The sequence below is a fragment of the Aurantiacibacter arachoides genome (assembly GCF_009827335.1).
Taxonomy (GTDB): domain Bacteria; phylum Pseudomonadota; class Alphaproteobacteria; order Sphingomonadales; family Sphingomonadaceae; genus Alteraurantiacibacter; species Alteraurantiacibacter arachoides.
The window spans coordinates 1,566,905-1,587,612 of the sequence record NZ_WTYH01000001.1 but is presented as its reverse complement, the minus strand read 5'-3'; the positions used below and the strand labels follow the sequence as shown (position 1 = coordinate 1,587,612).

Genomic DNA, 20,708 nt, shown 5'->3' with positions numbered 1-20,708 from the left:
CGATCACACCGCGGGTGACGCACCGCGCGGGATCGGACCTTTCGCGGCGCACCCGCGTAGTGGACGCATGACGACACTCAAAGACACCTACCCGCTCTACCTCAACAACAAGGCCGCGCAGCCGAACACCGATCTGGAGGTGACGGACAAGTTCACCGGCAAGGTCGCCTTCCGCACTGCGCTCGCCACGCCGGACGTGATCGAGCAAGCCATCGCCGGCGCCGTGCGCGCGGCGGGGCCGATGGCGCGGATGGCCAGTTATGAACGGCAAGCCGTGTTGCAGCACTGCGTCACGCGATTTCGCGAACGCTATGACGAGCTTGCCTATTCGCTGTGCGTGGAGGCCGGCAAGCCGATCAAGGATGCCGAGGGGGAGGTCGACAGGCTGATCGACACCTTCCGAATTGCCGCCGAGGAGTCCACGCGCCTTTACGGCGAGGTGCAGCCGCTCGACATTTCCAAGCGCGCCAGGGGCTACATGGGCGTGTGGCGGCGGATGCCGATCGGGCCGTGCAGCTTCATCAGTCCGTTCAATTTCCCGCTCAACCTGGCCGCCCACAAAATCGCGCCGGCCATTGCGGTGGGCTGCCCCTTCGTGATGAAGCCCGCGTCGAAGACCCCGCTGGGCGCGATCATCATGGGCGAAGTGCTGGCCGAGACCGACCTGCCCGAAGGCGCGTTCTCCATCCTGCCCGCCAGTCGCGACGGGGCGGACCTGTTCACCACGGACGAACGGCTGAAGCTGCTCAGCTTCACCGGCTCGCCCGACGTGGGCTGGGCGCTGAAGGCCAAGGCGGGCAAGAAGAAGGTGGTGCTGGAACTGGGCGGCAACGCGGCGGTGATCGTCGACAAGGACGCCGACCTTGCCTACGCGCTGGAGCGGATCGTGTTCGGCGCCTTTTATCAATCCGGCCAGAGCTGCATCGGCGTGCAGCGGATCATCGTCCACGAGGCCGTCTACGATACGTTCAAGGCGATGCTGGTTGCAAGAACGCGATCGCTGGTGGCGGGCGACCCCAAGGACCGGGACACCTTCATCGGCCCGATGATTTCGGAAGAGGAGGCCAAGCGCCTCAAGAGCTGGATCGACGCTGCGGTGGCGGCGGGCGCCACATTGCTGTGCGGCGGCGATCGCGACGGCGCCATGCTGGAGGCGACGCTGCTGGAAGACGTTTCCCGCAACTGCGACGCCAGCAAGGAAGAAGCCTTCGGGCCCCTCGCCAATCTCTCCAGGTTCACCGACTTTGCCGCAGCACTGAAAGAAGTGAACGACAGCCGCTACGGCCTGCAGGCGGGCATTTTTACCCGCGACATCCACCAGGTTCTGGACGCCTGGGACACGCTGGAGGTCGGCGGAATCGTGGTGAACGATGTGCCCAGCTACCGCGTCGACAACATGCCCTACGGCGGGGTCAAGGATTCCGGTCTCGGCCGCGAGGGGATCCGGTTCGCGATGGAGGACATGACCGAGATCAGGAACCTCGTGATCCGAAGGGAAAGCGCGGGTTAGGGGACATTGACCAACACGCGCCGGTTCAATGCCCCCGGTCGCCGGCGTGTGGTCAACCCTCTTCCAGCAGCAGCAGTTCGCAAGTCACTCGCATGACCGGCGGGTCGAGCGTGTGATCGACTTCGACAACGGCGGCATCCGCAACCAGCTGCCGGGGGATGGCGAATTCGTGTTCGGGAAGGAACACGATGAAGCATTCGCCCGCCTCGATGGCCTCGGTGCCCTCGAACACCAATTCGACCCGGTGCCGCGTGCCGGCAAAGGTGATGCTGGCCCAGCTTCGCTCGTGATGGCTGGCGATACGCGCCTGCCCGCGTGCCAGTTCGATCAGTGCATCGGAAAGATGTTCGCGCGCGCCCTTGCGCTGACGGCGGACCGGTCTGCCGCGACGGGGCAGTGTGGTCTGCGGATCAGTATGCACCGGTCTTCTCCCGATATTCGTTCATGAAATGTTCCACCCGAGATTGTGTCGCGGGGCGCGGCACCCGGCCATTGCGCAGATCAAGCACGAAGCGCGGATCGCTCGTGGCGAGACGTCCGAACCTGGTTACCGGCATCCTGGTGTGTTTCAGGAACACTTCGATCTGGCGAATGAGCATTCGGCGCTTCCCCTTGGTTTTTCGATTCCGGAAAGCAACGCGACTCGATTCGCTCTTCCGAAGACCCATGAAAAGCGGGTGAAATCCTACTTGTCTAGGAAAAGTACATCGTGTAGGAAGTTTTCGTTCACGATATTGGGATTGCCCATGGATGCACGCGAGACATTGCTGGAAGCGGCCCGGGCGCGGGGGGAGAGCCTTGCCGCCCTATCGCGCATGATCGGGCGTAACGGTACGTATTTGCAGCAATATGTGACGAAAGGCAGTCCGAAAAAGCTGGAGGAGGAGGACCGCCGAAAGCTGGCGACCTTCCTCGGCATCAGCGAATCGGACTTGGGCGCGCCGCAGGGTAATTCCTACGAATCGCCAAAGGCGAGTAGCGGCAGCAGCCCCCGTGGCGGCAGCAGAGGCGCGGAATGGGTGGACGTACCACGGTTGGCGGTCGATGCATCGGCCGGCCCCGGCGCCACAGCAGCTGGGGAACAGGCGTTCGACGCGTTTCGCTTCTCCCGCCGCTGGCTTGCCGAACACGGGCTGGACGGCGCGCATCTGTCCAGCATCCGCGTCGTAGGTGATTCGATGGAGCCGCTGCTGCACGAAGGCGACGAGGTGCTGGTCGATCGCCGTGAGCAGCCGTTCCGCGATGGCGTGCACGTCGTGCGCCTCGATGACAGCTTGCTGGTGAAGCGGGTCGCCAGTCGCGGGGCGGGGCAGTTCTCACTGCTCAGCCAGAACCTTGCATACCCGCCGATACAGGTCAGCGCCGGGGAATTCGCGATCGTGGGCCGCGTGGTGTGGAAGAGCGGCCGGGTCTAGCCGGCGCTTGCAACCGCGGCCCCCCACGGCCATTTCCGATTAATGACGTCACACTCCCCCATCCGCGCCGCGATCATCCCCGTTACCCCGTTCCAGCAGAATTGCTCGCTGGTCTGGTGCACCTCGACCATGCGCGCGGCGCTGGTCGATCCGGGCGGGGAGCTGGACAAGCTCAAGGCAGCGGTCGCCAAGGCGGGAGTGACGCTGGAAAAGATCATCCTCACCCATGGCCATGCCGATCACTGCGGGCAGGCGGGAATGCTGGCTGAAGAGCTTGGCCTGCCGATCGAAGGTCCGCACGAGGCCGACCGATTCTGGATCAGCCGCCTCGACGAGGATGGCCCGCGCTTCGGCATGGAATGCCAGGTGTTCGAGCCAACCCGCTGGCTGGACGAAGGCGACACGGTGACCGTGGGCGAAGCGACGTTCGAGGTGCTGCATTGCCCCGGCCACACGCCCGGCCACGTGGTGTTCTTCCACCGCCCAAGCAATTTCGCCTTCGTCGGTGACGTCTTGTTTCAGGGCTCCATCGGCCGCACGGACTTTCCGATGGGCAATCACCAGGATCTGCTCGACGCGATCACCGGCAAGCTCTGGCCGCTGGGCGATGGCGTCACCTTCGTGCCCGGCCACGGCCCCACCAGCACGTTCGGTCGCGAACGCGAGAGCAATCCGTTCGTGAGCGACGCGGCGATCGCTGCCGGCTAGATAACCTGCGCGCCGACCAGCAGCGCCCACACGCTCCAGCAGGCCAACAGCACGAAGGTCACCGTTATACCGATCTGCCGCGTCCTTGCCGGATGGTCGGCCTGCATGCCGAGCGGGTGGAGCAACCGCGCCACGAAATAGGCAAGCGCGCTCAGGCCCAGGAGCCAGCCGTCCTGATCGGCAAGATCGAGCACCAGGATCAATATGAGCGCAAAGGGCGTGTATTCGACGAAGTTCGCCTGCGCGCGCATGTGCCGTTGCAGGGCCACGTCGCCGCCATCGCCGTGCAACACCTTTCCGGAAAGGCGCGCCCGGCCGCAGCGTATGGCCAGCCAGAGGTTGATGAGCGCCGCCAGCGCGGCGCTGAACAGGCTTATGTGCAGGTCTGCCACGCCGTGGTCCTCTCGATGTCGTCGCGATAATGCCGGCGTTGAATAGAAGAGCGCCGCGCCGCTTGCAACGCGGGCGAAACCCGGTATAGCGCGCGCCTTCGCCGTATCCCGGGCTGCATCGGGTCGCCGCGCTTGCGCGGGGGCCGGGCATCGCCTAGGTCGGCATCGACACGCATTTGACAAATATTTCAAGGATCGGGTGACACCATGGCTGTCCCTAAAAGAAAAGTTTCGCCGCATCGCCGTGGCAACCGCAGGTCGCACGATTCGCTCAAGGTCGAGGCATTCCACGAATGCTCGAACTGCGGCGAACTCAAGCGTCCGCACAACCTGTGCCCCGCTTGCGGGCACTACAACGGCCGCATGGTCGTTGAGCCCAAGGGTCTTTAAGACTCCGGCATTGGACAGGAGCGCTAGCGCATGAGCCTTCCGCGTATCGCAGTAGACGCGATGGGCGGGGACGAAGGCGTGCGCGTGATGGTCGAGGGCGCCGCGCTTGCGCGTCGCCGCCATGACAAGTTCCGCTTTCTGCTGGTCGGGGACGAGCCGCGCATCAAGGCCGCGCTCGATACGCATCCCAACATGCGCTCCGCCAGCGAGATCCTCCATTGTGACGAGGTCGTCTCCGGCGACGAGAAGCCCAGCCGCGCGCTGCGCCGGGCGAAGACCACCAGCATGGGCCTCGCCATCAACGCGGTGAAGACCGGGGACTGCGGTGCCGCGGTCAGCGGCGGCAATACCGGCGCGCTGATGGCGATGGGCAAGATCGCGCTGCGCACCATGCCCGGCATCGACCGTCCCGCGCTCGCCGGCCTGATGCCGACGCTGGGCGACGACGACGTCGTCATGCTCGACCTGGGCGCGAACACGGATTGCGACGCGCGCAACCTCATCCAGTTCGCCGTCATGGGCGCGGCCTACGCGCGCATCGTGACGGGCAAGGCTGCACCCCGCGTGCGCCTGCTCAACATCGGCACCGAAAGCATCAAGGGCACCGACAACCTGCGCGAGGCGAGCCAGCGGCTGGCGGACGCGACCGGCCTTGCCATGCAGTTCGATGGCTTCATCGAAGCCGACAAGATCAACCGCGGCGAAGTGGACGTGGTGGTGACGGACGGTTTCTCGGGCAATATCGCGCTAAAGGCGATCGAGGGCTCTGCACGGTTCGTCACGGACCTGCTGCGCACCGCCTTCACCAGTTCGCTGCGCAGCAAGATCGGCTTCCTCGTCAGCCGCCCCGCGACGGAATTGCTGCGGCATCATCTGGACCCCAACAACCACAACGGCGGCGTATTCCTCGGTCTCAATGGCGTGCTGGTAAAGTCGCACGGCAGCGCCAATGCCAAGGGCGTGTCGAACGCGGTCCATGTCTGCGCCCGCCTGCTGGAAGACGACATCACCCGCCGGATCGCCGCCGATCTGGCGGAAGTCGGGGCCGGTATCGGCGGCGAGGGACGCACCGGTGCGGGCAGGACCGATGCCGAGAGCGCCACAGCCGATGCTGCCGGCAAACCGCAGGACACGGGCGAGGCTTCCGAATGATCCGTTCCGTCGTCATCGGCACCGGCTCGGCGCTGCCGAAAAACTGCGTGTCCAACGCCGAACTGGCTGAACGCATCGACACCAGTGACGCGTGGATCCGCGAACGCACCGGCATCACCCAGCGTTACATCGCGGGCGACGGCGAGACGACCGGATCGCTGGCCACCGATGCCGCGCGCGCCGCACTGGCAGACGCTGGCTGCGATATCGCGGACATCGACCTCATCGTGCTCGCCACCGCTACCCCCGACCGCACCTTTCCGGCCACCGCCACTACCGTACAGTTCGCACTGGGCGGCAGGGGGTTTCCGGCGTTCGATGTTGCCGCGGTATGCTCGGGCTTCCTTTATGCGCTGGGCACGGCTGACGCGATGATCCGGTCCGGCATGGCGAAGCGCGCCATCGTGATCGGCGCGGAGACCTTCAGCCGCATCCTCGACTGGGACGATCGCGGAACCTGCGTCCTGTTCGGCGACGGGGCGGGCGCCTTCATCGTCGAGGCGCGCGAGGTGGGCGACGACGCGGCCGACGATGCGCCGGGCATTCTTGCCACCCGTCTTCATGCCGAGGGCGAGCACAGCGACCTGCTCTACGTCGATGGCGGTGCCTCGACCACGGGAGAGATCGGCAAGCTGCGTATGAAGGGCCGCGAGGTGTTTCGCCACGCCGTCGTCAACCTTGCCGAGGTTCTTCGGGAAGTGCTGGAACAGGCTGGCCGCACCGCGGCGGACATCGACTGGGTCGTACCGCACCAGGCCAATGCCCGCATTCTGGACGCGACAGCCCGCAAGCTGGGCCTGTCGATGGACCAGGTGGTGGTGACGGTCGATCGCCACGCCAACACGTCTGCCGCCTCGGTGCCGCTGGCCTATGACGTTGCCAAGAAGGACGGGCGCATCAAGCCCGGCGACCTGGTGATGCTGGAAGCGATGGGCGGCGGCTTCACCTGGGGTGCCAGCCTGCTCCGCGCGTAGGAATTTGCCCCGCAATTCAAGCGGTCCCCCTCTTGCCTTAACCTGCATCAACCTTCATAAACTTCCTTGGGTCACATCCTTGGAGTAAAGCGGATGGACATGATGCGCTCTGTCGGAACATTGACTCGCGCCGATCTGGCCGAGACCATAAATCGCAAGATGGGTTTCTCGCGTGCCGAGAGCCTGGACATGGTCGAGAAGATTCTCGCCAAGATGTGCGAGGCGATGTCAGATGGCGAGAACGTGAAGATCTCCGGCTTCGGCAGCTTCGTGCTGCGCGACAAGAAGGAGCGCGTCGGCCGCAACCCCAAGACCGGGATCGAAGTGCCGATCACCCCGCGCCGGGTGATGACCTTCCGTTCCAGCCAGAAGCTTAAAGAGCGGATCTCGCGCGGATGACCGGGGGCGCCGGCCCCTTGTTCGAGGATGGCAAGGACCAGGGTGCCATGCGCACCATCGGCGAAGTGTCCGCCGCTTTCGGCATCAAGCCGCACGTTTTGCGATACTGGGAACAGCAGTTTCCCATGCTCGAGCCCTTGAAGCGGAGCGGCGGACGCCGCCTGTATCGCCAGCAGGATTTGAAAGTCGTCGAAGCGATAGACCGTCTGGTCAATCGCGAGGGCTACACGCTGAAGGGCGCGAAAATGGCGCTGGAGCAGGGTGGGGCGCAGGCCGGTAGGTCCGCCGCAAGTGGCGATGCGCCCGCCAGCCCGGCAACCGCTGGCGTTACCGGGGAAACGGCGCGCCAGTTACGCGCCATCCGCGACCGGCTGGAAGCCGCGCTGGCGGCCTGACCCTAACCGGGCCATTGCGGATCGTTGCCTCGATCGGTGAAGGTCGCGGGCGTAAACCCACCAGCAGCGGGAACTGTCCGGCCCGCAGAACGATCAATCCGCCTCGGGACCGAGATCGGGATCGAGATCTCGCGGCCGGGCGAAGTGGACAAGTTTTCCGCAGCCCTCTGCCAGATCGGCCCAACGATCAATGGCAAGTTCCAGCACGGCGTAGGATGCGGTGGGGTATTTATCCATCACCGCATCGAACAGCGCATCCTCTTCCTGCGGCGGCACGAGCGCCAGGGCCAGTTCCTGCAAACCGGGGTTGTGCCCGACGAGCAGCACGGCCTCCTCGTCACCCAGCCCGCGCACCAGCGTCATCAGGGTAGGGCAGTCGGCCAGGTAGACGGCGTTCGCAAAGGTGAACGGCAGGTCCAGGCCGCTCGCCTCCAGCGTGCGTTTCACGCGCGCGGCGGGGCTGGCGATCACGGCGTCCCAGCGATCTTCCCGCTGGCGAATGTGTGCCCCCATCAAGGCCGCGCCCCTGCGCCCGCGATCGTTCAGCCCGCGATCGAAATCGCGCAGCCGCATGTCGTCCCAGTCGGACTTGGCATGGCGCAGCAGGCCGAGGCGTTTCAAAAGGGCATGTCCTCTTCGCTGGCGACCGGAGCCGAAACCGGGGCTGTAACCGGAGCCGACACAACACCTCCGCCGAGCCGTTGTAAAGCCTCGTCGAGGGTGACGCGGGACACTGGCACGCCGGGGGGAAAGGCGCTCAGCAGGCGCGACGGGAAGGCGGGGGAAAGGACGATGAAATGGCCGCGATCGCCGGCCGAGCGGATCAGGCGGCCAAAGGCCTGCGCCAGTCGCCCGCGAATGATCCTGTCGTCGTAGGCCGACCCTCCGCCCGACGCCCGGCGCGCGCGGTGGAGGATGCTGGGCTTGGGCCAGGGAACCTGCTCCATGACCACGCAGCGCAGGCTTTCGCCCGGCACGTCCACCCCATCGCGCAGGGCATCGGTGCCCAGCAGGCTGGCCTTGGGATCGTCACGAAAGATGTCGACTAGGGTGCCCGTGTCGATCGGGTCGACGTGCTGCGCATAAAGCGGCAGGCCGGTCCGCGCGAGCCGGTCGGCGATGCGCCCGTGCACCGCGCGCAGCCGCCGGATGGCGGTGAACAGGCCGAGCACGCCGCCACCGCATTGTTCGATGATCTTGGCATAGGCGCCTGCCAGCGCGGCGAGATCGCCTTTCCGGATATCGGTGACGATCAGCACCTCGGCGCTGGCGGCATAATTGAACGGACTCTCCGCCTCCGCCGTGTGCGGGGTCACCTCGATATGCGGGGCGCCGGAGCGGCCGATCGCGTCCGCCCAGTCGCGCCCGCCCTCGATCCGGTCCGTCAACGTGGCGCTGGTCAGCATGACCCCGTGCGCGCCTTCCAGCACGGTGCGGGCGAACGGCTTCATCGGGTCGAGGAAGTGACGATACAGGCCCACGTCGAACTCACGCGAATCGTTGCGATCGACTGCCAGCCAGTCGACGAATTCCGGATCGCCCGGTCCGCCGAGTCGCCCCAGCAGCGCCTCCCACGCGGCCAGCGTGTCGATCCGCCAGGCGAGCGAATGGCGCGCCCCGTCGATGCGGGCGCGGCCCTGCCCGTCCAGCCAGTCGGGCGGGTTTTCCAGCATGGCCTCCAGCCGCACGCCCAGCTTGATGAGCGGCTGGCGGATCTCGGCCAGCGCCTGCGCGGCAGCCTGGGCAAGCTCCACGAAGTTGCCTTCCAGCCCGGCGGCCTCGGTCTCGATGCCGTAACCCATGTCGGCGCTGCCGCTCTCGTCGCGGGCGTAGGTGAGCGCGCGCACCGCGCCCAGCAGGGCCTCGACAGGGCCGCTCGGCGCGCTTTCGGCAATGCGGGTGAGCCAGCCGTCGGAGGGCAGGGCGCCGGCCGCCTCGCGCGCCGCCTCGATCGCCTCGCCGCCCGCCTCATCGTAGCTGGCAACGTCGGCCAGCCGCGCCGAAAGCCCCCGCCGCCGGCCCTTGCTGCTGCGTTCCGGGCCGACGATCCAGCGGCGCAGTTCGATCGTCTCGGCCCCGGTAAGCGCGGCGGAAAAGGTCGAATCCGCGGCGTCGAACACGTGGTGCCCTTCGTCGAACACGATGCGGGTGGGCCGCTGCGCGTGGTCGCGCCCGCGCGCGGCGTTCACCATCACCAGCGCATGGTTGGCGATGACGAGATCGGCCTGCGCGCTGGCCCTTGCGGCGCGCTCGATGAAGCATTTGCGGTAATGCGGGCACCCGGCATAAACGCATTCGCCGCGCTGGTCGGTCAGCGACTTGATGGCGCGACTGCGGAACAATGTGCCGAGCCAGCCGGGCAGGTCGCCGCCGATCATGTCGCCGTCCTGCGAATAGGCCGCCCAGCGCGCCACCAGCTGCGCCAGCACCGCCGCCCGCCCGCCGAAGCCACCCTGCAGCGCATCTTCCAGGTTGAGCAGGCACAGGTAATTTTCGCGCCCCTTGCGCACCACCACGGGCCGGCTGCCATCGGTGCGGAATTCGGGCCAGGCGCGGCGACTTTCGGCGCGCAGCTGGCGTTGCAGGTTCTTGGTGTAAGTGCTGACCCAGACCGTCCCTTGCGTGGCCGCGGCCCACAGCGAGGCGGGGGCGAGATAGCCCAGCGTCTTGCCGATCCCGGTGCCGGCCTCCGCCAGCAGCACGTGCGGCTTGGCGTGCCGTTCGCGCGGGGCGAAGATGCGCCGGACGGCGCCCGAATAATGCTGCTGGCCCTGGCGTTGTTCGGCGCCTTCGCCGATCAGCCGGGCGAGCTGACCGCGCACCTCCTCCTCGCCGATCAGCACTTGCCCGGGCTGCGGGCGCTCGGGTGTCTCCTCCCATTCGGGCAGGCGCGAGAACAGCCATTTCTCCGCCTTTTCCGGCCGCCGCACATGGGCTGTAAGAACCTGCGCCCATGGCCAGCGCAGGCGGGTGAGCGATTGTAGCGTGCTCCACGCGCCTTCGCGTTCGGCCCAGTCGGCATCTTCGCAGCGGCGCACCAGCAGGGCGGCGGCGTGTTGCAGGAAGGCGGGGACATCGGCGCCATCCTCCGGCTCGGCAAGGCCAAGCGCGTGGGCGAACCCCTTCGGCGTCGGCACGCAGAACCGCGCCGGGTGCACGAAGGCGAACAGTTCCAGCAGGTCGAGCCCCGAAAGGTCGGGATAACCAAGTCGCGTCGCCACCAAGGGCGCATTGAGCACGAGGTGCGGGGTATCGGCTGCCGCCATCACCGCCTGCCCCTTCGCCACCGCGCGCGTCTCGCCCATGCCGCCACGTGTCCAGCTTCCCGCATGGCTGGCGTGCAACGCTGGCAGGGAGAGGGGAGGCGGAGGGGGCGCGGCCATGCGCCCACTAGGCGCAGGGGGAACGAAAAGTAAACACGAGCTCGACCGGAACGCGCCATTCGTCGTGGCAGGAATGCAACTGGCCGAAGCTTTGCTGATGCAGGGTAATTTGTTCATGTGAGTGCGCGCCGGCAAGCGTATAGAGCGCGGGCCCATGTTCCGGACCATCGCCATTTCCGTCACTGCCGTGTTCATCGCCCTTCCGGCGAGTGCACTTGCGCAGCAGTTACCCGATTTCCAGCTTCCGCCCAATCCATCGGCCACCCCCGATCCGCGGCAGGGGCCCGACCTGCCGCCTGTTCCGCGCGCGACGCCGCAGCCGACTTCCACACCTCAGCCGACGCCAGCGCAGACGGCTACGCCGACGCCGACGCCGGCTCCGAGGCCCACGCCGAGGGCCACGACACCCGCGCCGGCGCCAACGCAGGCCGTTCCTCGCCAGACGCCGCGCCAGGGCCCTGCACAGGCGCGCCCGACTGCGCAGCCGGGCCCCGAGCCGCAAGAGGCCGCGCCCACGCCGCTGCCGTCTACCGCGACGCCGCAGCCTTCCGCATCCGCGCCGTTCCCCGTGCCTCTGCCGCAGGACACCGCGCCCGGTGCGCCGTCTGAGGTCGTTGCTGACGCGTCAGCGGGCGGCGGCTGGACCTGGCTGTGGTGGGTGCTGGGGCTGCTCGCCGTCGCAGGGGTGGCAGGCTATGCCTTCCTGCGCCAAAAGTTCGGGCGGGACGATGCCATCACCGTCGAACGCATCGAGCCTTATCGCCCGCCACCCGCGCAGACGGCGACGGCGGCAGGGGGAGCGGTATCGCCAGCGATGGCGCGAGCCGACCCTGCACACCCTGTCCCTACCCGGCCTGCGGTGGCTCAACCGACACTGGCTCAACCTGCCTCGGCCCAACCTGCGCCGGCGCGACCTGACGCCGGCCCGCCCGCCCGAGCGGTCACCACGCCTTCCGGCTTCGTGCAGATCGCGCGGCCCACGCACGGTGGGCCGGCCGCCGCTGCGACGCCGGGCACTATCCCGGCCGGCACGGTGCAGCTGTCGCGGTCGCCGCGCCCGTCGCCCCCGAACGACGGCGGCGTCTACGCGCGGCCCATCCGCCGCTCCTGATCAGCTGCGCGCGCGGCAGATCCAGTTGGCAGGATCGTTCGCATCGCCGCTGCCGCGATAGCTGGCCACGGCTGGCCACGCGCAATGCGGCCGCACCAGCGCGGGGTTCTGCGTGTTGGAGCCTGTCACCCGGTCGGGCGCGATGCCGCTTTCGACCCACCGGTCCATCACATCTAGCCAGTTGACGTTGTCCGCTCCCGGGCCACCGCGACAGTGACCGACGCCGGGAAGGGTGAAGTGGCGGAAGCTCTCGCCCGCCTCCGGATTGGCCGCCGCCACGGCATGCGCATAGTCGGTGCCGATGACGGGGCTGGGGCCGGGATCGGACAGGCCGAACCACGTCAGCAGCTTGCCGCCGCGCGCGAAGAAGGCGGAAAGGTCGGGATCGTCCGCTTCGTACAGGCTGGCAAAGGCGGAGCGGCGCACGGTCATGTAGTCGGTTTCCGTAAAGTTTGCCCAATCCGGCGCGCGCGCGCCAAAGATCACCGGCTGCAGCCCTGTGAGGCCGCCGCCGCCGGTCGCATCGCTGCCCGTGCCGTCAGTGCCGATGAACATGCTCCATCCCGCCTCGCCGCCGCGGTACAGCGGAAACATCATCCAGCTGCCATCGGCCGCCCGGCGCCCGTCGTAGACCGCCTGCAGCGCGGTGACCTGCGGCGGCGACAGGCAGCCGTCGGACTGCCCGGCTGCGCATTGGAGGGTTCGCGGCTGGAAGGCGCAGGTTGCGGGATCGGACACCAGCCCGTCGGCCAGCCCGTCGTCGGCATCGCATTGGGCCAGCACCGCGGTTTGCACCAGGTGCAGGTCGGCGGGCGTGAATCCACCTGCGCCGTCGCCCGCGGCAAAGGTCTGGTTGCGCAGCAGGCCCGTGGTCTGCACCTGCAAAGTATAGACCGGGGCGCCGGCGATGATCGCGTCATAATCTTCCGGATAACGTTGCGCCTCCATCAAACCCATGCGCCCGCCGGTAGAACAGCCGTTGTAGTAGGCGCGATCGTGTGCCCGCCCATACAGGGCGGCCGCGACGCGTTTGCCGGTGGCCGTCATCTGGTGGATGGCACGGTGGGCGAAATCGGTGGCCGCCTCCGGATTGACGGCCCAGGCATTGTCCCAAGGGCCGGTGCCGGGGTGACCGGCATCCGTCTGCATGGTCGCGTACCCTTGCGACAATCCGTCACGCGCCGCCATCAAGGTGACGTTGCCCGCCCAGCCGCCACCGCCGATCCCCACCAGTTTCCCGTTCCAGCTGGCGGGCAGGCGATAGACGACGCCGATGGTCGATCCATCGACCGGCTGCAAAGTGGCCGTGACCTCGCAGAAAGCAGGCAGGCCATCGCTCGCCGGAAGCCATAGCGTGGTGACCGTTTGACGGCCCAGTGCCTCGGCAGGGAGCATCGCGCACGTGTTGGCGTCGAGCGCGGCATCGCGCGGCGCAGGACTCGCGGGTGGCGCTGTCGCACAGGAGGCGAGAGCCAGCAGGCTGGCGCCGGCAAGGATGGTGCGCATGGTCTGGGTCTCCCTTCTCTTGCAGCAAGGGGTGCCACGTCAGGGGCGCGCTGCCCAGTGCCTAGTTGACTTGGTCCGAACTATCCGCGTCACGGCTGAACTTGCCTACGTTGCGGTTTTCCACCGGCACCGCCTCCTTGAAAGTGTGCGTCACGTAGGGGAACGGGATCTCGATACCGGCATCGTCCAGCGCGCGCTTGATGACCTTGATGGCGATGCTGCGCGCCTGCCAGCCTTCGCGGGGCTTCGATCCGGTCCAGAAGCGCACCTTGAAATCGATGGAGCTGGAATTGAACTCGGTCGCGTAGACCTCCACGCCCTTGTCCTGATCGATGCCGTCCAGCGACTCGACAGCGGTGCGGATGATCTGTTCGGCATGGTCGAGATCGGTATCGTAGGACACGCCGGCAATTATTTCCGTGCGCGCCAGGGAATCATCGGTCAGGATCTTCACCGGGTTCTTGAAGATCATCGAATTGGGCATGATCGTCAGCTCGTTGGAAAGCTGGCGGATATGGGTTTCGCGCAAGGTGATGTGCTCGACCCGGCCGGTAACACCCTCCACCTCGATCACGTCGCCGATGCGCATCTTCTCCCGCAGCATGATGAGGACGCCGGCAAGGAAGTTCTCGAAAATGTCCTGAAAGGCAAAACCGATGGCGACCGCGCCGATACCCAGGCCCGCGATGGCGCCCGCAGGGGTAAAGCCGGGGATGGCGACGGCGGCGGCAATCAGGATACCGACGATCCAGATCGCCAGCTTCACCACGGTTTCGGTCAGGTTGCGCAGGTTCGCGCGCAGATTGGTGCGGCCAACCAGCGCGTCGGCGATCCGCACCGCAAACCGGGCGATGATCCAGGTGACGAGCAGGACAAGCACGGCGATGACAAGGTTGGGCAGCGCAGCGACGAGGCCATAGGCCATGGCGTTCAGTTGATTCTGCAGCGTCTGGATGTAATTCAAGGAAACCCCCTTCGTATGCCGGAACAATGGCTGCGCCGCGGCAGGGTTCCGGTTCGTTTCGCACTTGCGAAGGCCGGCGACCCCGGCCTAAGTCGCCAGCATCATGTTCAGCACCGACCTCATCGAAGCCGCCCGCGTCTCCAAGTCATGGCCATTCCAGGAAGCGCAGCGCCTGGCCAAGCGTTATCCGAACGGGAAGACGGCAGCGGATGGTTCGCCCGAACCCGTGCTGTTCGAAACCGGTTACGGGCCCAGCGGCCTGCCGCACATCGGCACGTTCCAGGAAGTGCTGCGTACCACGCTTGTGCGCAAGGCCTACGAAATCGTGGCGAGCACGGGCGGGGCGCCGGCACCCACGCGCCTTGTCGCGTTTTCCGACGACATGGACGGCCTGCGCAAGGTGCCCGACAACGTGCCCGACAAGGCGCTGCTGGAAGCGAACCTGCACAAGCCGCTGAGCCGCATCCCCGACCCGTTCGGGAAGTTCGAAAGCTTCGCCGCGCACAACAACGCGATGCTGCGCGAATTTCTCGACCGCTTCGGTTTCGAATACGAATTCGTCGCCGCCAGCGAGCGATACAGTTCGGGCGCGTTCGACGATGCCTTGCGCGGCGTGTTGCGCAACGATCAGGCAATCCTGGACATCATGCTGCCCACGCTGCGCGCCGAACGCGCGGCGACCTATTCGCCGATCATGCCAATCTCCCCGTCGACGGGCCATGTGTTGCAGGTGCCGGTCGAGATTGTTGACGCCGACGCGGGCACGGTTCGCTTCACCGATGAAGACGGGACCGTGATAGAGCAGAGCGCCCTCGGCGGCATGGCCAAGCTGCAATGGAAGGTCGATTTCGCCATGCGCTGGGTCGCGCTTGGCGTCGATTACGAGATGTACGGTAAGGACCTGACCGACACCGGCATCCAGTCCGGCAAGATCGCCAGGGTGCTGGGCGGCCGCAAACCGGAAGGGCTGATCTACGAACTGTTCCTCGATGCCAACGGAGAGAAGATTTCCAAGTCCAAGGGCAACGGCCTGACGATCGAGGAATGGCTGACCTACGGCAGCGAGGAGAGTCTCGGCCACTACATCTTCCCCAATCCCAAGAGTGCCAAGCAATTGCATGTCGGCGTTATTCCCAAGGCTGTGGACGACTACTGGCAATTCCGCGCCGCCATTCCCGACCAGTCGTGGGACAAGCGTTTGGGCAACCCGGCGTGGAACCTGCTGAACGCGGCGGGCGAGGCAGAAAGCGGCGCGGGCGAAACGCTGCCCGTTACCTATGCGCTGCTGCTGAACCTGGTGGGAGTGCTGGGTGCGGATGCCACGGACGAACAGGTGTGGAGCTACCTTGGCAATTACATCGACGATGCCCGGCCCGAAGCCCACCCTGCGCTGGCGGTGCTGGTTGAGCGGGCGCTGGCCTACAACCGCGATTTCGTGGCGCCCACGCTGGTCAAGCGGCCGCCCGCAGCGAACGAGGCCGCGGCCCTGCGCGAACTCGATGCGCGGCTGGCCACGATCGATCCGGGCACGAGCGCCGAGGATATCCAGACCATCGTCTACGAGATCGGCAAGGACGAGACCTTTGGCTTTGACACCTTGCGCGACTGGTTTCGCGCGCAGTACGAAACGCTGCTGGGGTCCGAGCAGGGGCCGCGCATGGGTAGCTTCATCGCGCTCTACGGTATCGACAACAGCCGCCGCCTGATTGCCGAGGCGCTGGCGCGCTGACCGGCCGCGCCGATCAGGCGAAGGGCTTGGTGCGATACCACTTGGTGATGATGTACTTGGCCCCCTGCAATACGGGGCGGCCGGCGTGCATCGTCATCGGGTTGCTCGTGCCATCGGGCCGGGCGTTGTTCCACGCCAGCAGCACGCCCTGCTTGGGTTCGATCGAGATGCCGATATCGGTGAAATCGGTGGTGCCGCCGGCCTCCGGCTCGTTCAGGAAGACCATCGCGGTATAGCTGCGCTGCCCGCCGCGCCCCATTTCGAGATCCCAATAACTGGTTTCCGGATGGAACCAGTCATGGTGCGGCTGGAATTCCTGGCCCGGCATGTACCGCTGGCCCTGTATCGGCTCCCCGAAGGTAGGATCGATATCGAGCAGGTCATCGATGCGGCGGCTGATCTTCTTCACGAAAGGATCGTGAGGATCGACATCGCCCGAATAGGACGTGCGATAGCCACTGGAATAGTCGAGGTCGAACACGCGGCTGGGCTGCGCGGTGGCGTCGATCAGTTCGATCATCTTCTGGCATTCGGCAGCGGACATGAAATCGCCGAAGGCGTGCAGTTCCAGCTCGTCGCTGGGCACCTTGTAGGCGGTCAGGTTGGCCGCCAGTCGCGCGCGGACGGCCTTGCCGATTGTCTTGAGGCCAGCCCGGTCGGCGTCAGGGGCGTAGGATTTGCTCTTGGTGTCGCTCATCGTGGCTGATGCTTTTCCATCGCTTTGCCAGATGCGCAAGTATGGGCGTGCAGACGATGGCAGGTTGGCGCCGGTTCAGCAGGCCCGGCAATGCGAAATCCCCCGACCTCATGCGAGATCGGGGGATCGCAACGTGATCCACGAACTTTGCGTTACCAGAAGAAATCGTAGATCACGTCGACCACTTCGCCGCGGTAGATGTCGACCAGCAGCACGTCGTCGTAATAGCGCACCCAGCGATAGGGGCCGTAGACCTGCGGCAGGCGATAGCGCCACGGATCGTTGATGTAATAACGACTGCCGTAAAACCCGCTGTTGAGCGTGAACCCGATGTTCACCCGGCGGTAGCTGTAGCCCCGGTAGGGCGACGAATACCTGCCCAGGCGGAAGACATCGCGGTTGTTGTAGCGATAGCTGTTCCAGTCGTAACGGCGATCCCGCCGCCAGCCATCGCGGTTCCAGCGCTGGTTATCGTCGTAGCGTCGCTGGTCGCGGTCCTGATAGCCACGCTGGTCGCGGTCACGATACTGCCCCTGCGTGCGATCACCATAGCGGCGCTGGTCGGCGCCATAATCGCCCCGTCGTTGCGAACCGTAATCACGCGCCGTGGTGCCCTGATAGGTGCCTTGGGAACTTTCACGCGAGTCGCCGCGCGAATGCGCCTGCGATCCGCGACTGTCGCGACCTTCGTAGGTCCGGCCGTCCCGGCTGCGGTTGTCGTCCCGCTGCCAGGATCGATCGCCCTGCCAGGATCGATCGCCTTGCCGGCTGTCGCGCGCGACGGGGGCCGGCTGCTGCGGCGCCTGCTGCCGCGAGGTTTGTCGCGGGCCGGGCGCCTGCGTCCGCTGGCTGCGCTGCGGGCGTGCGTCGCTGCCACTACGGCGTCCCTGGCGTGCCTGTGGCTCGCCACGCTGCTGCTGTTCGAGCGCGGCTGCGCCAGTATCCGCAGCCGCCGCGGGTGCCGAGCCGACTGTCAGCGAAGCCGCGACAAGAGCGGCAAGGGCGCTCGATTTCATGAGGTCTGCCACACGCATTGCAGGTTCTCCAGTGAGTGCCATCGATGCCGCTAAAACACTGCGAGCTACGATGTCCGTTACGATGGAGCGAGACCTAGAGGCGATGGGCTGACCGGTTTGTGAACCGGGCCAAGGACCATTTGTTCATGTTCAAGTCGCTGGCGATGAACCGATCAGACCTCATCACCGGGAGTGATCTTGCTGAGCACCCCGCGCAATGTGCGGTAAAGCACGGTGACCGTGGCCGCATTCAACCCGACCATGACTACGCTGGCGGCGAACAGCGCGTCGTAGAGACGGATGAACCAGTCCTCCGGCAGTTCGTCGAATTCGCCCACCGGCAGGGTAAAGGCCAGCAAGACGAACAGCGCGATCATCAGCGAGGCCGTGGCAAGCCGGGCGATGAGATCGACGTTCCTGTAGGTCTGCTGGTCGAAGTCCTTGTCCATCCGGCGCAGCATGCCGATCAGGGTTAGCATCAGCGCGAGCGTGGTGACCGAAGCGGTGACGATGGCGGAACCGAGATAAAGGCCCGCCCGGCTCAGCGCCTCGATAAGCTCGGTCGCCTTGGCGCTCGAATAGATCGTCCCGATCCCCTGCCGCGCACCGAAGCCGGCCAGACATACCAAGAGGAAGACGACGGTAGACCACAGGTGATTGCGCAGCGGAGATTTGAGCCTCATGCGCCGGGTAACGCCCCGCACGCATCGATGTTTCAGCGGGCGAAGGTTTCGCCGCACCTTCGTTGGGGGAGAAGCAGGCGGCCGGAGTCAGCCCCGCTTGATGAAACAGGTGGCCGTCGCCGTCGCCAGCAACTTGCCATCTCTCGTGGTCAACTTGCCATCGGCGGTGGCGAGGTTGCGAGAAACGTGGACCACCGTGCCCTCGGCCAGCAAGGTTTCTCCGGTCGGAACGGGGCGCAGGAACTTCACCTGCAAATCGATGGTGCCATAGCCCACGCCGGCTTCCAGCATGGTGTGGACCGCGCAGCCCGTCACCGAATCGAGCACAGTCGCCGCAAATCCGCCGTGCACGCCGCCCAGCGGATTGAGGTGGCGATCGTCGGCGGTGGATTCGAATACCACCCGGCCCCGTTCGACCGACGAGGGTGCCATGCCCATCGTCTGCGAGATCGACGGCGGGGGGATGTCTCCCCGCGCCATCATCTGCATCAGGGCAAGCCCGTCGGGAGCGTCTGACGCCATCCGCAATCCTACCGCGTCAGCTTCTTGTAAGCCAATCGCGTCGGCCGGTCGGCCGCGTCGCCCAGGCGGCGGCGCTTGTCTTCCTCGTAGGCTTCGAAGTTGCCTTCGAACCATTCGACGTGGCTGTCGCCCTCGAAGGCGAGGATGTGGGTGGCCAGGCGATCGAGGAAGAAGCGATCGTGGCTGATGACCACGGCGCAACCGGCGAAGTTCTCGATGGCTTCCTCCAGCGCGCCCAGCGTTTCCACGTCGAGATCGTTGGTCGGCTCGTCCAGCAGCAGCACGTTGCCGCCGGTCTTGAGCATCTTGGCGATATGCACGCGGTTGCGCTCACCGCCCGACAGCTTTCCGACGTTCTTCTGCTGGTCCTGACCCTTGAAGTTGAACGCGCCGACATAGGCCCGCGTGCTGGTGTCGTTGCCGTTGACCTTCATGTAGTCCAGCCCGTCGGAGATCTCCTCCCAGACGTTGTTCTTGGGGTTCAGGTGGTCGCGGCTCTGGTCGACGAAACCCAGGCGCACGGTCTCGCCGATCTCCACCTTGCCCTCGTCGGGTTCTTCCTTGCCGGTCAGGATCTTGAACAGCGTGGACTTGCCCGCGCCGTTGGGGCCGATGATGCCCACGATGCCGCCGGGGGGCAGCATGAACGACAGGTCCTCGAACAACAGCTTGTCGCCATAGGCCTTGGTAATGCTCTTGGCCTCGATCACCTTGCCGCCGAGCCGTTCGGGCACCTGGATCACGATCTGCGCCTTGCCCAGGCGGCGGTCGTTCTGGCTGTTCTGCAATTCCTCGAACTTGCGGATACGCGCCTTGCTCTTGGTTTGGCGAGCAGCAGGCGTCTGGCGGATCCATTCCAGTTCGCGCGAGAGAGCCTTCTGCTTGCCCGATTCCTCACGGTTTTCCTGTTCGAGGCGCTTGGCCTTCTTTTCAAGGTAGGTCGAATAGTTGCCCTCGTAAGGGTAGTAGCTGCCGCGGTCGAGTTCGAGGATCCAGCCCACCACGTTATCCAGGAAGTAGCGATCGTGGGTGATCATCAACACCGCGCCGGCATAATCCTTCAGGTGGTTTTCCAGCCACTGCACGCTTTCGGCGTCGAGGTGGTTGGTCGGCTCGTCCAGCAGCAGGATGTCGGGCTTCTGAATCAGCAGGCGGGTGAGGGCCACGCGGCGCTTTTCGCCGCCCGAAAGGCTTTCCACGCCCATGTCGCCCGGCGGGCACCGCAGGGCTTCCATCGCCACTTCCAGCTGGTTGTCGAGCGTCCAGCCGTCGACCGCGTCGATCTTGTCCTGCAATTCGGCCATCTCGTTGCTCAGCGCATCGAAATCGGCGTCGGGTTCGCCCATTTCCATGCCGATGGCATTGAAGCGTTCGACCATGTCGGCAGTATCGCGAGCGCCGTCCTTGACGTTATCCAGCACGGTCTTGCCGGGATCGAGCTCGGGCTCCTGCTCCAGGTAACCCACGGTGATGTTCTCACCCGGCCAGGCTTCACCCGTGAAGTCGCTGTCGATGCCGGCCATGATCTTGATCAGCGTGGACTTGCCCGCGCCGTTCGGCCCGACGATGCCGATCTTCGCCCCCCGATAGAATTGCAGGTTGATGTCATGCAGCACCGGCTTTTGCGCACCGGGGAAGGTCTTGGTCATGTTCTTCATGACGTAGGCGTATTGGGCGGCCATCGGAGGTCCTCACGTAGATCAGGCAATGCGTTGGAAATGCGTGGCGCCAGATAGGCGCTGGCAGCGCTGCGGGCAAGCAT

The 20,708-nt window shown here is 65.8% G+C and carries 22 protein-coding genes; 10 read left to right on the top strand and 12 right to left on the bottom strand.

The annotated features are described in order from the left end of the window. Window positions 1-67 precede the first annotated feature (67 nt). Entirely contained in the window at window positions 68-1,510 is a 1,443-nt protein-coding gene (locus GRI62_RS07750; protein WP_131452769.1) for an aldehyde dehydrogenase family protein, read from the top strand. Between the two features lie 52 nt (window positions 1,511-1,562). Here GRI62_RS07750 and GRI62_RS07745 read toward each other — a convergent pair whose 3' ends face one another. Both GRI62_RS07745 and GRI62_RS07740 read right to left on the bottom strand, forming a co-directional pair. Further along, on the bottom strand, window positions 1,563-1,931 hold the full coding sequence (locus GRI62_RS07745) for a hypothetical protein (protein ID WP_234032733.1): 369 nt from the start codon (window positions 1,929-1,931) through the stop codon (window positions 1,563-1,565). Continuing rightward, a complete protein-coding gene (locus GRI62_RS07740; protein WP_131452768.1) occupies window positions 1,921-2,109 on the bottom strand; it encodes a hypothetical protein in 189 nt (62 codons plus the stop codon). The genes GRI62_RS07745 and GRI62_RS07740 overlap by 11 nt, the downstream gene beginning before the upstream one ends. Window positions 2,110-2,256: 147 nt before the next feature. On the opposite strand from GRI62_RS07740, the gene GRI62_RS07735 reads away from it, so the two are divergent. Both GRI62_RS07735 and GRI62_RS07730 read left to right on the top strand, forming a co-directional pair. Further along, entirely contained in the window at window positions 2,257-2,925 is a 669-nt protein-coding gene (locus GRI62_RS07735; protein ID WP_131452767.1) for a S24 family peptidase, read from the top strand. 42 nt (window positions 2,926-2,967) lie between these two features. Next, window positions 2,968-3,633 (top strand): MBL fold metallo-hydrolase, encoded by a 666-nt coding sequence (locus GRI62_RS07730; protein ID WP_199799913.1) that lies wholly within the window; start codon window positions 2,968-2,970, stop codon window positions 3,631-3,633. Here GRI62_RS07730 and GRI62_RS14525 read toward each other — a convergent pair. Beyond that, window positions 3,630-4,025, bottom strand: a complete 396-nt coding sequence (locus GRI62_RS14525; protein WP_234032735.1) for an MAPEG family protein — start codon at window positions 4,023-4,025, stop codon at window positions 3,630-3,632. The two genes, GRI62_RS07730 and GRI62_RS14525, sit on opposite strands and share 4 nt — an antisense overlap. 207 nt (window positions 4,026-4,232) lie before the next feature. On the opposite strand from GRI62_RS14525, the gene rpmF reads away from it, so the two are divergent. From rpmF to GRI62_RS07700, 5 genes are all read left to right on the top strand, one after another. Continuing rightward, window positions 4,233-4,415 carry a 50S ribosomal protein L32 gene (gene rpmF, locus GRI62_RS07720; protein WP_131452765.1) on the top strand — a complete coding sequence of 61 codons (183 nt, stop codon included), beginning with the start codon at window positions 4,233-4,235 and terminating at the stop codon, window positions 4,413-4,415. 30 nt (window positions 4,416-4,445) lie between these two features. Next, window positions 4,446-5,567 (top strand): phosphate acyltransferase PlsX, encoded by a 1,122-nt coding sequence (gene plsX, locus GRI62_RS07715; RefSeq protein WP_131452764.1) that lies wholly within the window; start codon window positions 4,446-4,448, stop codon window positions 5,565-5,567. Beyond that, window positions 5,564-6,541 (top strand): beta-ketoacyl-ACP synthase III, encoded by a 978-nt coding sequence (locus tag GRI62_RS07710; protein ID WP_131452763.1) that lies wholly within the window; start codon window positions 5,564-5,566, stop codon window positions 6,539-6,541. Before plsX ends, GRI62_RS07710 begins: the two co-directional genes overlap by 4 nt. 99 nt (window positions 6,542-6,640) lie before the next feature. Then, complete coding sequence (locus tag GRI62_RS07705; protein WP_160731903.1) at window positions 6,641-6,940, top strand: integration host factor subunit alpha; 300 nt, start codon at window positions 6,641-6,643, stop codon at window positions 6,938-6,940. Next, window positions 6,937-7,335: a MerR family transcriptional regulator gene (locus GRI62_RS07700; protein WP_131452762.1), complete on the top strand. Its 399-nt coding sequence runs from the start codon at window positions 6,937-6,939 to the stop codon at window positions 7,333-7,335. Before GRI62_RS07705 ends, GRI62_RS07700 begins: the two co-directional genes overlap by 4 nt. Window positions 7,336-7,428: 93 nt before the next feature. Here GRI62_RS07700 and GRI62_RS07695 read toward each other — a convergent pair whose 3' ends face one another. Together GRI62_RS07695 and GRI62_RS07690 are read right to left on the bottom strand one after the other, a co-directional pair. After that, window positions 7,429-7,956: a SixA phosphatase family protein gene (locus GRI62_RS07695; RefSeq protein ID WP_131452761.1), complete on the bottom strand. Its 528-nt coding sequence runs from the start codon at window positions 7,954-7,956 to the stop codon at window positions 7,429-7,431. Then, window positions 7,953-10,718, bottom strand: coding sequence for an ATP-dependent DNA helicase (locus GRI62_RS07690; RefSeq protein WP_131452760.1), 2,766 nt, complete (start codon window positions 10,716-10,718; stop codon window positions 7,953-7,955). Before GRI62_RS07690 ends, GRI62_RS07695 begins: the two co-directional genes overlap by 4 nt. Window positions 10,719-10,872: 154 nt before the next feature. On the opposite strand from GRI62_RS07690, the gene GRI62_RS07685 reads away from it, so the two are divergent. Next, window positions 10,873-11,829, top strand: coding sequence for a hypothetical protein (locus GRI62_RS07685; protein ID WP_131452759.1), 957 nt, complete (start codon window positions 10,873-10,875; stop codon window positions 11,827-11,829). On the opposite strand, the gene GRI62_RS07680 is transcribed toward GRI62_RS07685, so the two are convergent. Both GRI62_RS07680 and GRI62_RS07675 read right to left on the bottom strand, forming a co-directional pair. Then, complete coding sequence (locus tag GRI62_RS07680; protein WP_131452758.1) at window positions 11,830-13,335, bottom strand: tannase/feruloyl esterase family alpha/beta hydrolase; 1,506 nt, start codon at window positions 13,333-13,335, stop codon at window positions 11,830-11,832. Window positions 13,336-13,396: 61 nt separating this feature from the next. Continuing rightward, window positions 13,397-14,299 (bottom strand): mechanosensitive ion channel family protein, encoded by a 903-nt coding sequence (locus tag GRI62_RS07675; RefSeq protein WP_131452757.1) that lies wholly within the window; start codon window positions 14,297-14,299, stop codon window positions 13,397-13,399. A 103-nt stretch (window positions 14,300-14,402) separates the two neighbouring features. Between GRI62_RS07675 and GRI62_RS07670 the strand changes: the two genes are divergently transcribed. Continuing rightward, window positions 14,403-16,028 carry a lysine--tRNA ligase gene (locus tag GRI62_RS07670; RefSeq protein ID WP_131452756.1) on the top strand — a complete coding sequence of 542 codons (1,626 nt, stop codon included), beginning with the start codon at window positions 14,403-14,405 and terminating at the stop codon, window positions 16,026-16,028. Window positions 16,029-16,041: 13 nt separating this feature from the next. On the opposite strand, the gene GRI62_RS07665 is transcribed toward GRI62_RS07670, so the two are convergent. From GRI62_RS07665 to ettA, 5 genes are all read right to left on the bottom strand, one after another. After that, a complete protein-coding gene (locus GRI62_RS07665) occupies window positions 16,042-16,725 on the bottom strand; it encodes a prolyl hydroxylase family protein (protein WP_131452755.1) in 684 nt (227 codons plus the stop codon). A 152-nt stretch (window positions 16,726-16,877) separates the two neighbouring features. Next, complete coding sequence (locus GRI62_RS07660; RefSeq protein WP_234027391.1) at window positions 16,878-17,759, bottom strand: RcnB family protein; 882 nt, start codon at window positions 17,757-17,759, stop codon at window positions 16,878-16,880. A gap of 155 nt (window positions 17,760-17,914) precedes the next feature. Further along, window positions 17,915-18,424 carry a hypothetical protein gene (locus GRI62_RS07655; protein WP_131452753.1) on the bottom strand — a complete coding sequence of 170 codons (510 nt, stop codon included), beginning with the start codon at window positions 18,422-18,424 and terminating at the stop codon, window positions 17,915-17,917. 87 nt (window positions 18,425-18,511) lie between these two features. Next, entirely contained in the window at window positions 18,512-18,946 is a 435-nt protein-coding gene (locus GRI62_RS07650; protein WP_131452752.1) for a PaaI family thioesterase, read from the bottom strand. A gap of 8 nt (window positions 18,947-18,954) precedes the next feature. Further along, on the bottom strand, window positions 18,955-20,628 hold the full coding sequence (gene ettA, locus GRI62_RS07645) for an energy-dependent translational throttle protein EttA (RefSeq protein ID WP_131452751.1): 1,674 nt from the start codon (window positions 20,626-20,628) through the stop codon (window positions 18,955-18,957). Window positions 20,629-20,708 lie beyond the last annotated feature (80 nt).